The organism is Stenotrophomonas sp. 86156_Sma, assembly GCF_056481625.1.
Genome location: NZ_CM151157.1, coordinates 4,197,178 through 4,212,281, shown reverse-complemented (window position 1 = coordinate 4,212,281; position 15,104 = coordinate 4,197,178). Strand labels below are relative to the sequence as shown.

Sequence of the window (15,104 nt, the reverse complement as noted above, 5' to 3'; positions counted from 1 at the left end):
TGGAGTGGGCCGGTTTACGACCTGGCCCGATCCTGCAACAGCCGTGGCAACCTGACAAGTGCCATTTAGTTCGATCCAAATGCGGGAAATATCGTTGTCGGCGGATTTTCGGCGTGAACCTGCAGGATCGATCGGGAATTTCCACCGGCACCCCGTCCCGAGGTGGCATGCAAGGCTGCAGGAAATCGGCCCGGTACGCGCAAAGACCCGTTGCGGCGCAATGTCGGGGCGGCCCAGATGCTAGAATCACAGGCCTCGCAACCCGTTCATCGACATCCGCCATGAGCCATACCGCCACTGCGCCCGCCAACGCCGAGAAGCGCTACACCGTGCACCGCAGCGATCTGCCGCTGAGCTGCCCGACCCCGGAAATGGCGCTGTGGAACTCGCATCCGCGCGTGTACCTGCCGATCGAAGACGAGCCCAACGGCGAAGCGCAGTGCCCGTACTGCGGTTCCGTGTTCGTGCTGGCCGACTAAGCGGCCGCCCCTTCGATGCGCCGATTGACCGTGGTGCAGTTGCTGCCGGCGCTGCACTCCGGCGGTGTCGAGCGCTCGACCCTGGAAATCGCTGCGGCCCTGGTCGCTGCCGGCCATCGTGCGCTGGTGGTCTCCGCCGGTGGCCGCCTGGTGCAGCCGCTGCTCGATAGCGGTGCCGAGCACCTCACCCTTGATATCGGCCGCAAGTCGCTGCTGACCCTGCGCCACCTGCCGACCCTGCGCCGCCTGTTCGCTGAAGTTGGCGCCGACATCGTGCATGCCCGTTCGCGGCTGCCGGCCTGGCTGGGCCTGTACGCGATCCGCGCGATGCCTGCCGCACAGCGCCCGCATTGGGTGACCACCGTGCACGGGTTGAACTCGCCCAGCCGCTACAGTGCGGTGATGACCAGCGGTGAACGCGTGATCTGCGTGTCCAACACCGTGCGCGACTACGTGCAGCGGCACTACCCGACGGTTCCCGAAGCGAGGCTGCAGGTGATTCCGCGCGGCGTCGATGTCGCACAGTTTCCCCGCGTGGCCCGCGCCGACCGTCGGCCACGACTGGCGCTGGCAGCCGATTACCCGTGGCTGGCGCAGGTTGAGGGCCCGCTGCTGCTGCTGCCGGGGCGGGGCACCCGGCTGAAGGGGCATGCTCATGCGCTGCAGTTGCTGGCGGATGTGCGCGCGGCCGGTGTGCCGGCACAGCTGTGGATGCTGGGCACCGATGAACCCGGCCGTGAAGCCTACGTGGCCGACCTGCGCCGGCAGGCGGCTGCTTTGGGCGTGACCGACGCCGTGCAGATCAGCACGCCGACCGCGCGCATCGCCCAGGCCTATGCGGCCAGCGATCTGGTCCTGCAGCTTTCGGACAAGCCCGAAGCGTTCGGCCGCACCGTGGTAGAAGCGTTGTCGGTCGGTCGCCCGGTACTGGGCTGGGACCATGGCGGCGTCGGCGAACTGCTGCAGCAGCTGCAGCCGGCCGGCGCCGTGCCGCTGGGCGATGCACGGGCGCTGGGTGAACGTGCGCTGGCCCTGCTGGCGCAGCCGCCGTCCTTGCCGACCCGCATCCCGTTTACCCTGCAGGCCATGCAGCGCGACACCCTCCGCCTCTATGCCGACCTCGCCGGCTGACCCCGCAACCCTCGTGCGCGAGGACCGCGCCGGGCGCTGGGCGCCCTGGTGGGTGCTGGCGTACGTGGCGCTGTGGCCGTTGCCGGGCATCGCCGAAACCGTGCTGGGTCTTGGCGCGCTGTATGCCGCGGTGCGCATGATCATGCGCCGCCTGCAGCGCCGCCCGCACCTGCTGACACCCGCCGCGTGGGCGCTGACCTCGATCCTGTTCCTCGGTTACTGGCTGCCGCAGGCGTTCTCCGCCTTCGATGCGATCGATCCGGCGGCGTCGTGGACCAAGGCGGCCGCCGGCCTGCGCTACCTGCCCTTCATGTGGCTGGTGGCGATCGCCGTGGCCACGCCGGAACGCCGGCGGCTGACCTTCGGTGGCCTCGCATTGATTACCGCTGCGTGGACGCTGGATGCACTGGTGCAGGCGGTTGTGGGTACCAGTCCGTGGTTCTGGTCACTTGAGCAACTGAAGTTTGCAGTAAGCGGTCACGCGTTGTGCCCGGCCAGCGAGGCAGCATGGGTCGATCGCCTCAGTGGCGCGCTGGGGCCGTGCAACCTGAAGTTCGGCCAGGTCCTGGCCAGCCTCTCACCGTTCCTGTTGCTGCCGCTGGCGCGCCGCTTCGGCAATCCAGGGTGGGTCCTGGCTGCGGCGGCGCTGGGCTGCGTGCTGCTGCTGGCCGGCTCGCGCGCGTCGTGGATCACCTTCGCGCTGGTGCTGGCCTACAGCGGCGTGCGCCAGTTCGGCTGGAAGCGGTTGGTGCTGCTGGGGCTGGTCGCTGTCCTCGGAGCGGGTGTGCTGACCGCCAGCGTGCCGCAGCTGCGTGAGCGCTTCGCACGTACGGCGATGGCCTGGGAGGGGAGCGAACGCGGTGTCGACGAGGCGTTGTCGGGGCGCGCGCGGATCTGGGACGCCGCGGCCTGCATGATTGAAGAGCACCCGATCAACGGGGTCGGCGCGCGCGGTTTCCGCGATGCCTATCCGGCCTGCGTGTCTGGCGACGAACCGGCGGTGTGGGGCGATGCCCCGGCGTTGCATGCCCATCAGATCGTGCTGGAGATCCTGGCGGAAACCGGTGTGCTCGGCCTGCTGCTGTGGTTGGCTGCGGTGGCCCAGGCCTGGCGGGCCTGGCGCTATGCACCGGTGGCTGCGCGTGACCGGGCCCGCCCGGCGATGCTGGCGCTGGCGGTCACCGTATTCCCGCTCAATACCCATCTGGCGTTCTATTCCGCGTTCTGGGGGGGGCTGACGGTGATGCTGGCCGCGTTGTTCGCCGGCAGCCTGTTGGCCCGCGAAACGGACGACACGCCGACGGTGGTGTGATCGTCCATCCACGCATGGCGTGGCTCTACTCCACGTACCGAACAAACGTCCCCATGGTGGATCCACGCCATGGCGTGCATGGGGCGGTCACCGAACGAACGTCGCCGTAGTAGATCCACGCCATGCGTGGATGGGGCTTTACCGACGCAAACACGCGCCAACCTCCACTAGCCGTGCCTCCGTGTGTATCGCACGCAGAGGCCATGGCCAGCCCAAGACTCCGCTACGGTCGTTACTCCTGCACCGGTAACGTCTATTCATTGACTACGGTAACCCTCGATCGTGAACCCTTCTTTGCCGATGCTTCCAACGTAGTGATTCTGGTTGAGGCACTGCGCTTCGTAGAGCGCAAGGGGGTGAGCCACAGCTTCACCTGGGTGGTGATGCCCGACCATCTGCACTGGTTGATGGAATTGCGCGGGGGAACCCTGGCCGAGTGCATGGCCCTGCTCAAATCACGCAGCAGCCGGCTGCTGAATCGGCGATTGGAGCGGCGAGGGTCGCTGTGGCAGCACGGTTACCACGATCACGCCGTACGCAGCGATGAATCCCTTCACGAGAAGGCGATGTACATCCTGGCCAATCCGGTCCGTGCGGGCTTGGCGTGCGTGATGGGGGAGTACCCGTACGCCTGGTGCCGCTGGCCGTTGTGAATCCCGGCACGGAATCGAAGAGCATCCACGCATGGCGTGGATCTACTTCAGAATGCCCCACGTCATTGAATCCACGCCATACGCGGATGAAGCCGCACAAGGCAGTAGATCCACGCCATGCGTGGATGAAGCCATCCCTCCCACCGCTACTTGTAGAAATCGCTCCGCCCGCCCGGCTGGCGCTTGAACCGCCGATGGATCCACAGGTACTGGTCCGGGGCTTCGCGCACCATTTCTTCGATGGCCTGGTTGACCCGCGTGGTATCGGCTTCCACATCCTCGCTGGGGAAATTCTCCAGCGGTGCGCCGATCTTCAGGAAGTACTTCCCGCCCTCGCGGCGGTGGAAGTACGGAATCACCGCGCAGCCGGTCATCCGCGCCAGCTGGTGGGTGGCGGTAATGGTGGATGCGGTATGGCCGAAGAACGGCACGAACACGGTGTCCTTGCCACGCATGTCCTGATCCGGCGCATACCAGAGGAAGCCGCCCTTCTTCAGGTGGCGCACAGTCGCGCGGATGTCCTCGTTGGCGAACATCGCCTTGGCATAACGCAGGCGGCCGAACTTCACCGCCCACTCGTACACCGGGTTCTTGTGCTTGCGGTACATGCCTGAAAGATCGACGTAGTCGCACAGCAGGCGGCCGCACATCTCCAGGGTCATGAAGTGGCCGGAGACCAGCAGCACGCCGCGGCCTTCGGCCTGCATCTGCCGCAGATGCTCGAGGCCTTCGATCTTCACCTGCGGGCGGATGCGGTCGATGCTGCCCCACCAGGCGCGGATGCACTCGAGCACGCCCACGCCCAGCGCGTCGAAGCTGTCGCGCACCAGGCGCTGGCGCCAGGCTTCGTCCTTCTCCGGGAAGCACAGCTGCAGGTTGACCTCGGCGGCGCGACGGCGGCTGCCGAGCAGGCGCCAGCTGATCCAGCCGACGCCCCGGCCGAGCGCACGCTGCAGCATCCACGGCAGGCGGGCGATGGCGAAGGCGCCGAGCATGGCGGCGAACATCGGCCAGTTGCGGGGATCGCGCAGCGACGGGCGGACGGCGGTGGTGGCATCTGACATGGCGCCATTCTACCAACCCGGCTGCGTGTCTTTCCCGGGGGGCTCCCGTATCCTTGCCGCATGCGTAAAGACCCTGTCGAATGGATCCTGCGCGGCCTGTACTCGGCCGTGCTCTACATCCTGCTGCCGATCACCGTGTACCACCTAGTCTGGCGCGGTTTCCGGGTCCGTGAATACTTCCGGCGCTGGGACGAGCGTTATGCCTCGTATCCGCAGCCGACCGGCCAGCCGCGGGTCTGGCTGCACGCGGTCTCGGTGGGCGAGGTCAATGCCGCCGCGCCGCTGGTGAATGCCCTGCGCCAGCAGCGTCCGGACATCCGCTGGGTCATCACCACCATCACCCCGACCGGCTCGGAGCGCGTGCGCGCGCTGTGGGGAGACGCGCTGGACCATGTCTATCTGCCGTACGACGTACCGGGCAGCGTCAACCGCTTCCTCGGCCATTTCCAGCCCAGCCTGGCACTGATCCTGGAAACCGAGCTGTGGCCGAACATGCTGTTCGGCTGCCGCGACCGTCGCATCCCGGTCTACATCCTCAACGCCCGCCTGTCCGCGCGTTCGTTGCGCGGTTACCGGGTGCTGGCGGCGCTGATCCGCCGTGCGCTGCGCACCGTCACCTGCGTGGCCGCGCAGTCGCAGGACGACGCCGAGCGCTTCGTGCAGCTGGGTGCTGCGCGTGAACAGGTGCAGGCGCTGGGCAACCTCAAGTTCGATATCGCCACGCCGGATGTGCAGGGCTTCGTCGAGCAGTTCCACGCCTGCGTGCCCGCCGGGCGCCCGGTGTGGATCGCGGCCAGTACCCACGATGGTGAGGAGCAGGCGGTGATCGACCTGCATCGGCGCCTGCGCCAGCAGCACCCCGACCTGTTGTTGCTGTGGGCGCCGCGGCACCCCGAGCGCTTCCCGAAGGTGGAGGCGCTGGCGCGCGAGCAGGGCTGGAACGTGACGACCCGTCGCGCGAAGCAATGGCCGGAGGCCGGCACGGATGTATTCGTCATCGACACCCTGGGCGAGCTGATGCCGTTCTATGCCTGCGCGCAGGTCGCTTTCGTCGGCGGCAGCCTGCAGCCGATTGGTGGCCACAATCTGCTGGAACCGGCGGCGATGGGCACTGCCGCTGTGACCGGTCCGCACCTGCACAACTTCGCCGAGATCTCACGGCGCATGCGTGAGGCCGGTGCCTTGCTGATCGGCGAGGACGTGCAGGCGGTAGGTGACCTGCTGCAGCACCTGCTGGGCGACGCAGCGGCGCGCGAGGACATGGCCCGTGCTGGATGCACGCTGGTCAGCAATGGCCGCGGTGCCCTGCAGCGCACGTTGGCGCTGGTCGCGCCACATCTGCCGCCGCCGCGCAGCTGAGCCGGGCAGCAACACCGCCAGGGCGGACACTACGTGGACCGACTGACGTGATCGACTGCATCAATTCTGCTTAGCAGCCGGATTCCTGTCGCAGCAGAACCGGATGCGTGGCTGCGAACGTGTTTGTGGTCACATCGCGATGCGCACGGTACGGATTCTGATACCGCCCTTTGGCGCAGGCTGCCAGCCTGCTGTCGACCGCGCTTGGGCGGAATCAAGAGGGCTTGCGATGGACAGCGACAACCGCCGTGGCCGGCACGCGCTGCTGGGAATGGATCACTTCGCGTTGGTGGCGTTGACCCTGTTGCTGGGGGGCAGCGTGATCGCCCTGGTCGGCCAGTACACCGCCGCCCAGGCCGGCCCGGCCATCGTACTGAGTCTGCTGCTGGCCGCACTGGGCACAGCGCCGATGCTGTATTGCCTGCACGTGCTGAACCAGCAGCAGCCGGAAGCCGACGGCCTGTACGGCCCGCTGCGAGCCGCTTGGGGCACCGCAGTCGCGCGCCTGCTGGGTGCTGTGCTGCTGCTGGAGCTGGTGGTGACCAGCGCCGGCGTGGCGCAGTCCATGGCGGGCCACGCGCGTGCGGTGTTTGCCAGTCGCGGTATTGAAACCGGCAGCGCATTGCCGGATCAGGTAATGGCCGTCACCAGCCTGCTGGTGCTGGGGGCGTTCGTGTTGCTGCCTCCGCGTCGCATCGCGCTGATGGTCTGCGTGCTGTTGACGGCGAAGATCGGTGTTGGGCTGTTGCTGCTGGCGCTGGCGGTCCGCCACGTGCACTACGCGAACTGGATTCCGTGGCTGCCGGACGCCACCGCGCCCTATCGGTTCGGACCCGGCGGGGTGCTGGCGGCAAGCGTGCCATTGCTGGCGGTGTTTGCCAGTGTGGGTCTGGCATTGGGGTTTCCTGGGCGTGGCCCGCAGGTGCGTGCGCGGTCACCAGGGCTGCTGGCGGCCGCGCTGCTGCTGGCAATGCTGCTGCTGATCGTACTGGCGGCGTTGCAGGCCGGCCTGGTCGAGTTTCCGGCATTGGCCAGTACGCGGCCGTTGTCGGTGGCATTGCAGGGCCATCCGCAGTTGCAGTGGTTGCTGCCGATGCTGCCGCTGGCGGGCATGGCCGGGCTGGCAGCACTGCTGCTGGTGCTGTTGTCGCTGGCCACACATCTGGCAGCGCAGCTCTGGCCTGTGGCCGTGGATGAAGCGCCCGGGTTCCGGACGCGGCTGATACCGGTTACCGTGGTGCTGGCGGCGCTGCTGGCGTTGGGAACGCCCGTCGATGCATTGCCGGTGCTGCCGGGTCCGGCAACCCTGCTGGTGATGGCGGCTTTGTGCCTGGCAGTACTGCGTGTGCGCGCGCCGATGCCGGGTGCTGCGATGGTGCTTGCGCCCCTGGCCGCGGCGCTGTGCGTGCTGGCCGCAGTGGAGCGGGCAGGCGCGTGGCCGGGCTGACGGCCGGCGGATCTGCGCCATGTCTGGGTGGGGCCGTACGCGCTGCCCACAAAAAAGCCACCCTCCCGGGTGGCTTCTTCGTTGCTGGCAGGGCGACGACTCAGTGCGTGGTCGTCGCCGGGTTGCCCGCGTCCTGGGTCAGCAGGCGGTTCACGTCCTGCAGCTCGGCTACGTCCAGCGCACCCAGCGACTGGCTCAGCAGCAGGCGGTTCTGCAGGAAGGTGTAGCGGGCCTGGGCGTAGTCCAACTGCGCCGAGAACAGGATGCGCTGGTTCTGGATCACGTCCAGCACGGTACGGGTACCGACTTCCAGGCCGACCTGCGACGCGTCGTATGCGCTCTGTGCCGAAACCACCGCCAGGCGGCGCGCTTCCACTTCGCTGATGCCCTGCACCAGGGTCTGGTAGGCATTGCGGGTATTGCGGTCCAGGGCACGCTTCTGCTGCTCGTAGCCGTCCTGGGCGATGTCGCGCTGGGCCAGTGCCTGGCGCACGCCGGACTGGGTGGCACCACCGGCGAAGATCGGCACGCTCAGGGTCAGCCCGATGCTGTTGGTGCGTGCATCCGGCGACAACGAGCCAGCACCGGTGCTGTCGCCCCAGGTGGCGGTCTTGCCCCAGCTGCCGCCCAGCGACAGGGTCGGGTAGTGGCCACCACGTGCGGCCTGCACGCCGGCCTCGGCGGCGCTGACCTTCAGTTCCTGTGCCTTCAGTGCCGGATTCTGGTTGGTGGCCTGGTGCACCAGCTCATCGATGTTGCCACGGTTGGCCGGCACTTCCGGGCGGAAGTCCGCCGGCAGACCGCGCAGGTTGACCACCGGCTGGCCGGTCAGTTCGGTCAGGGCCTGGTAGTTATCGGCCAGGGTGTTCTGCGCAACGATGGTGTTGGCGCGCGCCTGGTCGTACTGGGCGCGTGCTTCGTGCACGTCGGTGATCGGCGCCAGGCCCACTTCCAGGCGCTTGTCGGCGAAGTCGAACTGCTTCTTCGCGGCCGCTTCATTGGTCTGTGCGGCGTTCAGCGATTCGATTGCCACCAGCACGTTGAAGTAGGCCGCCGAGGTGCGCACGATCAGGCTGTCGTTGGCCGAATCGAGGGTGAAGTCCGCCGCCTTGCTCAGCTCGCGCTGCGAACGCAGGTTGTTGATCTGGGTCCAGTTGAACAGCGTCTGGCTCCCTTCGATCGTGTAGTTGCGGCGCTTGCTGGTCACGGTGCCGGAGTTGGCGTCATGGTCCGCCTCGCTGCGCGAGCGGTTCAGCGTGGCCTGGCCGTTGATCTGCGGCAGCAGGGCAGCGCGGGCCTGCACGGCGCCTTCCTTGTCGTACAGCCGGGTGGATTCGGCGGCGGACAGCTGCGGATCGCCATTGCGCGCCATTTCGTAGACCTGCAGCAGGTCGGCGGCATGGGCGGACAACGGCAGCAGGGCAGTGGCCAGCGCAACAGCGAGGGATCGGCGGATCATTGCGGCTTCCTTGGACTCAGAGGTGGAACTGGGGGGCCGGGGCGGCACCACGCAGGTAATCAATATCGGTCTCGAACAGGGACTCGGTGCTGCCGTCGGCCTTGACCAGCAGGGCCTCCATCGCCGGCGAACGGCCATGGATGACGAACAGGCGACCACCCGGACGCAGCCACGAGGCGAACTGTGACGGCACCACGTCGACCGCACCAGTGACACAGATCACGTCAAAGCGGCGTTCGGTCTGCCAGGACAGGGCGTCGGCCACTTCCACGCGGACGTTGGTGCCCAGGCCGGAAGCGTCCAGGCGGGCACGCGCGGCGGCGGCCAGTTCCGGGTCGATCTCCAGGCTCAGCACGTCGCGCGCCAGCGCGCCGATGCAGGCTGCCAGGAAGCCGCTGCCGGTGCCGATTTCCAGCACTTCGTCACCCGGCTGCAGATCCAGTGCCTGCAGGGTACGGCCCTCGATGACCGGCTTCATCATCTTCTGGCCATGGCCGATCGGGAGTTCAACATCGGCATAGGCCAGTGCCCGGTGTGCATCGGCGACAAAGGCCTCGCGCGGCAGGCGGGCCAGGACGTCGAGCACCTTGATGTCCAGCACGTCCCAGGGACGGATCTGCTGTTCCACCATCAGTTCGCGGGCGTGGGCGTAATCAATCGTCATGAGGTTCAAATCCAGCGCAGTGGGCCGGCCATTTTACCGGTGCCGGAGGCCGGCGGCGCGCCCAGAGCATCAGCTGCCGGGTGGCCGGGGTCGCAGTGCCGGAAGTCATCGCGACCTCCGGTTCGTTCAGTTTTGGTTATTCAGCCGTCCCGGCCCCTCGCGGCGCATAGGCGCGCAGGAAGAAGTCGATGCTGGCGGTCACATGGGCAAGAGGGTCGCACTCCACCGGTGACAGTGGCATGCCGCACATCATATGCATGTGCACTTCGCCCTTGACCAGGGTCAGGAACTGCTGGCCGGCCAGGTAATAGTCGGGGATGTCCAGCTCGCCGCGTTCGCCGCGCGCGCGCAGGAAATCGGCCAGGGCCTCGCAGGTACGTTCCGGGCCGGCCTGCCAGAACAGCTCGCGCAGGCGTTCGTCGGTCTCCGGCGCCATCATCATGCGCTGGATCGAGATCGCTGCGTCGGAGGTGATCAGCTCGAAGAAGGCCAGGCCGATGCCGATCAGCTGGTCGCGCAGGGGGCCGTCCGCGTCGGCCACGAACAGCGCATCAGGCAGCATTTCAATGCATTTTGACTGCACGGCCTCGGAGAACAGGGTCTCCTTGTCGCCGAAGTGGCTGTACACAGTCAGCTTCGAGACGCCGGCCTGAGCGGCGATGGTGTCCATGCTCACGCCGGTATAGCCCTGTTCGATGAACAGTGCCTTGGCTGCTTCAAGGATCGCCGCGCGCTTGCCGAGGTCCTTGGGACGCCCGGGTCCGGCGGCCTTGGCAGCGGGCTTGGCCGACGGCTTGCGGGAAGTGGGAGAACTCATCGCGACAATACTAGACCAAGCGGTTCGATATTTATACTATACCGGCCGGTTTATTAAACTGGGCCGGCAGTCGCGGCTCCCCCCTTAGTTGCAACCCTGCGTTTTCAGGACGTTGACCGATGAAGATCGTGCGCTGGATGGGCGGTATGGTGTGGGTGGCTGCGCTGGCAGCCTGTTCGGGACAGGAACAGGCGCCACAGGCGGCCGTACCGGTGCTGGTGGTTCACCCCGGCGAACAGGCCGGGCAGGCCCCGGCGGCGTTCCCGGGCACGGTGCGTGCCCGGCAGGAAAGCCCGCTGTCGTTCCGCGTCGGTGGCAACCTGGTCAAGCGCCATGTCGATGCCGGGCAGCGGGTCAAGAAGGGCGATGTGCTGGCCGAGCTGGACGTGGCCGACTTCGCGCTGCAGGCCCGCGCCTCGCAGGCGCAGCTGGCTGCGGCCGAAGCCGATCTGGTACGTGCCCGCGATGACCTCAAGCGCTACCAGGTGCTGGCCGACCAGCAACTGGTCAGCCGCTCGCAGCTGGACCAGCAGTCCGCCGCCTTCAAGGCCGCGCAGGGCCAGGCCAACGCCGCCCGCGCCAACCTCGATGTGCTGCGCAACCAGGCCGATTACGCCCAGCTGCGCGCACCGGCCGACGGCGTGATCGCCAGCCGCGAGGCCGAGGCCGGGCAGGTGGTGTCGGCCGGCCAGACCATCTTCAACCTGGCCGCCGATGGCGGGCGCGAAGTGCTGATCGACCTGCCCGAGGCCACCATCCGCGACTATGCGGTGGGCCAGCCGGTCGAGGTGGAGCTGTGGAACCGTCCTGGCCAGCGCCTGCCGGGCACGATCCGCGAGATCGCCGCCGCCGCCGATCCGCAGGCACGTACCTACGCGACCCGGGTCAGCCTGGCCGCCGATGCGCTGGCCGATGTCGAACTGGGCCAGAGCGCACGCGTCTACAGCAGCGCCGGCCGCCACGGCACCCTGCAGCTGCCGCTGGGCGCGCTGCAGCGCGGTGCCAACGGTACCGCCAGCGTGTGGCTGGTCGACCCGGCCAACAGCACGCTGAAGGCTGCAGCGGTCACCACCGGTGCGTTTGGCAGTGAGACCGTGCCGGTGCTGTCCGGCGTGAGCGCAGGTGACTGGGTGGTTGCTGCTGGTGGCCATCTGCTGCGTGCCGGTCAGCCGGTGATCGCCGTGGACCGGCAGAACCGTCCGGTGCTGAAGCCGGCCGCGCCGACCGCTGCCGCCAAGGCCAAGGAGTAAGCCGGTGCGCCGCTTCAATCTCTCCGAGTGGGCGCTGGCCAACCGACCCCTGGTGCTGTTCGCGATGCTGGCGTTCGCGTTGATCGGCGCGTGGTCGTACAAGCATCTGGGCCAGTCCGAGGATCCGCCGTTCACCTTCAAGGCGATGGTGGTGCGCACGCTGTGGCCGGGCGCTACCGCCGAACAGGTCTCGCGGCAGGTGACCGAGCCGCTCGAGAAGGCGCTGATGAATACCGGCGAGTACGAGTTCATCCGCTCGTATTCGCGCCCGGGTGAATCGCAGGTCATCTTCATGGCGCGCGACAGCCTGCGCTCCAAGCAGATTCCGGATCTGTGGTACCAGGTGCGCAAGCGCGTGGGCGACATCCGGCCGACGCTGCCGCGCGAGATCGTCGGCCCGTTCTTCAACGATGAGTTCGGCGACACCTACGGCAACATCTATGCGCTGACCGGCAAGGGCTTCGACTACGCGGTGATGCGTGATTACGCCGACCGCATCCAGCTGGAGCTGCAGCGCGTGCCCGACGTCGGCAAGATCGACCTGGTCGGCCTGCAGGACGAGAAGGTGTGGATCGAGCTGTCCAACACCCGCCTGGCCACGCTGGGCGTGTCGATGCAGCAGGTGCAGCAGGCACTGGCCGACCAGAACGCGGTCACCGGTACCAGCTTCTTCGAGACCGCCACCGATCGCGTGCAGCTGCGCGTGACCGGCCAGTTCAATGACATCGACGCCATCCGCCAGTTCCCGATCCGCGCTGGCGACCGCACCGTGCACCTGGGCGACATCGCCGAGGTCAAGCGCGGCTTCGCCGACCCGGCGTCGCCGAAGATGCGCTTCATGGGCGAGGAGGCGATCGGCCTGGCCGTGGCAATGAAGGACGGCGGTGACATTCTCAAGCTTGGCGCCAACCTTGATGCCGAGTTCGAACGCCTGCAGAAGACCCTGCCGGCCGGCATGCAGCTGCGCAAGGTGTCCGACCAGCCGCAATCGGTGGAGGAGTCGGTCGGCGAGTTCGTGCAGGTGCTGACCGAAGCGGTGGTGATCGTGCTGCTGGTCAGCTTCTTCTCGCTGGGCCTGCGCACCGGCCTGGTGGTGGGCGTGACCATTCCGCTGGTGCTGGCGATGACCTTCTTCGTCATGCACTACTTCGACATCGGCCTGCACAAGATCTCGCTGGGCGCGCTGGTGCTGGCGCTGGGCCTGCTGGTGGACGATGCGATCATCGCGGTGGAGATGATGGCCACCAAGATGGAACAGGGCTACGACCGCCTGCGTGCGGCCAGTTTCGCCTGGGAATCGACCGCGTTCCCGATGCTGACCGGCACCCTGATCACGGCGGCCGGCTTCCTGCCGATCGCCACCGCCGCATCGAGCACGGGTGAGTACACCCGCTCGCTGTTCCAGGTGGTGACCATCGCACTGGTGGTGTCGTGGATTGCCGCAGTGCTGTTCATCCCGTACCTGGGCGACAAGATGCTGCCGGACCTGTTCAATCCGCAGCCGCCGAAGCCGGGCAGCCTGTCCGCGCGCTGGCTGGCCAAGCGCCAGCAGTGGGCCGACCGCTATCCGGCGCTGGCCAACCTGATCGCACCGCCACAGCACGGGCACGACCATGATCCGTACCAGCGCCCGTTCTACCGCAGCTTCCGCCGCTTCCTGGATGCCTGCCTGCGTCATCGCTGGTGGGTAATCGCCGCGACCATCGGCCTGTTCGTGTTCTCGCTGATGATGTTCCGCTTCGTGCCGCAGCAGTTCTTCCCGGATTCGACCCGGCCGGAACTGATGGTGGACATCGAGCTGGCCGAGGGCGCGTCGCTGCGCTCGACCCAGGCCCAGGCCGAGAAGCTGGAGAAGCTGCTGTCCAACCGCGAGGGCATCGCCAACTATGTGTCCTACGTGGGCACCGGTTCGCCGCGCTTCTACCTGCCGCTGGACCAGCAGCTGCCGGCCACCAACTTCGCCCAGTTCGTGGTGCTGGCCAAGGACATCAAGTCGCGCGAGAGCACCCGTGACTGGCTGCTGCATGAGGTGATCCCGAAGTTCCCGGACGTGCAGATGCGCGTGACCCGCCTGGAGAACGGCCCACCAGTCGGCTATCCGGTGCAGATGCGTATTTCCGGCGAGCACATCGAGAAGGTGCAGGCGATCGCACGACAGGTCGAGGCCAAGGTGCGTGAGAACCCGCACGTGATGAACGTCAACCTGGACTGGAGCGAGCCGAGCAAGGTGGTGCGGTTGGTGATCGACCAGGAGCGTGCGCGCGCGCTGGGTGTGAGCAGTGCCCAGGTCAGCCAGTTCCTGTCCAGCTCGCTGGCCGGGCAGTCGGTGAGCGTGTATCGCGAAGGTAACCGCCAGATCGAGATGCTGCTGCGCGGGCCGGCCGATGAACGCAACCAGCTGGAGCTGCTGTCCAGCCTGTCGATGCCGACCGCCAACGGCGGCAGCATCACGCTGTCGCAGGTGGCGACGATGGAGTACGGCTTCGAGGATGGCATCATCTGGCACCGTAACCGTCTGCCGACGGTGACCGTGCGCGCCGACATCAGTGATGGCATGCAGCCACTCGACGTGGTGCATCAGATCCTGCCGACGCTGGATGGCATCCGTGCCGAGCTGCCGAATGGCTACCTGCTGGAAACCGGCGGTACCGTGGAGGATTCGGCACGTGGCCAGAACTCAATCAAGGCCGGCATGCCGCTGTTCCTGGTGGTGGTGGCCACGCTGCTGATGCTGCAGCTGCGCAGCTTCTCGCGTGCGGCGATGGTGCTGGTGACCGCGCCGCTGGGCATCATCGGTGCGACCCTGTTCCTGCTGCTGTTCCGCGCCCCGTTCGGCTTCGTGGCGCTGCTGGGCACGATTGCACTGGCCGGCATGATCATGCGCAACTCGGTGATCCTGATCGACCAGATCCAGCAGGACATCGATGCCGGGCATGACCGCTGGCATTCGATCATCGATGCCACGGTGCGCCGTTTCCGCCCGATCGTGCTGACCGCGCTGGCGGCGGTGCTGGCGATGATTCCGCTGTCACGCAGTGCGTTCTATGGCTCGATGGCGATTTCGATCATGGGTGGCCTGATCGTGGGCACGGTGCTGACCCTGGTGTTCCTGCCGGCGCTGTACGCCGCGTGGTTCCGGGTCAAGCCGGACGAATCCGGGGCGTAATGCCCCGGGTTCGGCGGCCACTGCCCTGGTAGGTGCCAACCTTGGTTGGCACTGATGCACGCATCCACGCATGGCGTGGATCTACCGCAGCGGGTCTTGGCCCTGGTAGGTGCCAACCTTGGTTGGCACTGATGCACGCATCCACGCATGGCGTGGATTTACCGCAGCGGGTCTTCGCCCTGGTAGGTGCCAACCTTGGTTGGCACTGATGCACGCATCCACGCATGGCATGGATTTACCGCAGCGGGTCTTCGCCCTGGTAGGTGCCAACCTTGGTTGGCACTGATGCGTGCATCCACGCAC

At 67.1% G+C, this 15,104-nt stretch carries 12 protein-coding genes; 8 read left to right on the top strand and 4 right to left on the bottom strand.

Going from position 1 to position 15,104, the window contains the following annotated elements; genetic code table 11:
• The first annotated feature begins 281 nt into the window (after positions 1-281).
• The 4 genes from ACZK33_RS19515 (at position 282) to ACZK33_RS19500 (ending at position 3,575) form a co-directional block, all read left to right on the top strand.
• Positions 282-479 (top strand): zinc-finger domain-containing protein, encoded by a 198-nt coding sequence (locus ACZK33_RS19515; RefSeq protein WP_005410967.1) that lies wholly within the window; start codon positions 282-284, stop codon positions 477-479.
• A 15-nt stretch (positions 480-494) separates the two neighbouring features.
• Positions 495-1,610, top strand: coding sequence for a glycosyltransferase (locus tag ACZK33_RS19510; RefSeq protein ID WP_032129103.1), 1,116 nt, complete (start codon positions 495-497; stop codon positions 1,608-1,610).
• Positions 1,591-2,922: an O-antigen ligase family protein gene (locus ACZK33_RS19505; protein WP_049398384.1), complete on the top strand. Its 1,332-nt coding sequence runs from the start codon at positions 1,591-1,593 to the stop codon at positions 2,920-2,922. Before ACZK33_RS19510 ends, ACZK33_RS19505 begins: the two co-directional genes overlap by 20 nt.
• A gap of 203 nt (positions 2,923-3,125) precedes the next feature.
• Complete coding sequence (locus ACZK33_RS19500) at positions 3,126-3,575, top strand: REP-associated tyrosine transposase (protein ID WP_423175208.1); 450 nt, start codon at positions 3,126-3,128, stop codon at positions 3,573-3,575.
• 146 nt (positions 3,576-3,721) lie between these two features.
• Here the strand turns inward: ACZK33_RS19500 and ACZK33_RS19495 are convergent, their stop codons facing one another.
• Positions 3,722-4,639 carry an LpxL/LpxP family Kdo(2)-lipid IV(A) lauroyl/palmitoleoyl acyltransferase gene (locus ACZK33_RS19495; RefSeq protein WP_049398382.1) on the bottom strand — a complete coding sequence of 306 codons (918 nt, stop codon included), beginning with the start codon at positions 4,637-4,639 and terminating at the stop codon, positions 3,722-3,724.
• A gap of 60 nt (positions 4,640-4,699) precedes the next feature.
• Between ACZK33_RS19495 and waaA the strand changes: the two genes are divergently transcribed.
• Together waaA and ACZK33_RS19485 are read left to right on the top strand one after the other, a co-directional pair.
• Complete coding sequence (waaA, locus tag ACZK33_RS19490; RefSeq protein WP_049398381.1) at positions 4,700-5,998, top strand: lipid IV(A) 3-deoxy-D-manno-octulosonic acid transferase; 1,299 nt, start codon at positions 4,700-4,702, stop codon at positions 5,996-5,998.
• A gap of 229 nt (positions 5,999-6,227) precedes the next feature.
• On the top strand, positions 6,228-7,445 hold the full coding sequence (locus tag ACZK33_RS19485) for an APC family permease (protein ID WP_423175207.1): 1,218 nt from the start codon (positions 6,228-6,230) through the stop codon (positions 7,443-7,445).
• Positions 7,446-7,545: 100 nt separating this feature from the next.
• Here the strand turns inward: ACZK33_RS19485 and ACZK33_RS19480 are convergent, their stop codons facing one another.
• The 3 genes from ACZK33_RS19480 to ACZK33_RS19470 all read right to left on the bottom strand — a co-directional run bounded on the left by ACZK33_RS19480 (position 7,546) and on the right by ACZK33_RS19470 (position 10,385).
• Positions 7,546-8,904, bottom strand: coding sequence for a TolC family outer membrane protein (locus ACZK33_RS19480; RefSeq protein WP_132810755.1), 1,359 nt, complete (start codon positions 8,902-8,904; stop codon positions 7,546-7,548).
• Positions 8,905-8,920: 16 nt separating this feature from the next.
• On the bottom strand, positions 8,921-9,568 hold the full coding sequence (locus ACZK33_RS19475) for a protein-L-isoaspartate O-methyltransferase family protein (RefSeq protein WP_049398378.1): 648 nt from the start codon (positions 9,566-9,568) through the stop codon (positions 8,921-8,923).
• Between the two features lie 136 nt (positions 9,569-9,704).
• The gene (locus ACZK33_RS19470) at positions 9,705-10,385 is read right to left on the bottom strand and encodes a TetR/AcrR family transcriptional regulator (protein WP_032129095.1); all 681 of its coding nucleotides are present in this window, start codon (positions 10,383-10,385) and stop codon (positions 9,705-9,707) included.
• A 119-nt stretch (positions 10,386-10,504) separates the two neighbouring features.
• Between ACZK33_RS19470 and ACZK33_RS19465 the strand changes: the two genes are divergently transcribed.
• Together ACZK33_RS19465 and ACZK33_RS19460 are read left to right on the top strand one after the other, a co-directional pair.
• Positions 10,505-11,635, top strand: a complete 1,131-nt coding sequence (locus ACZK33_RS19465; protein WP_423175206.1) for an efflux RND transporter periplasmic adaptor subunit — start codon at positions 10,505-10,507, stop codon at positions 11,633-11,635.
• A gap of 4 nt (positions 11,636-11,639) precedes the next feature.
• Positions 11,640-14,801 (top strand): efflux RND transporter permease subunit, encoded by a 3,162-nt coding sequence (locus ACZK33_RS19460; RefSeq protein WP_423175205.1) that lies wholly within the window; start codon positions 11,640-11,642, stop codon positions 14,799-14,801.
• The last annotated feature ends 303 nt before the right edge of the window (positions 14,802-15,104 follow it).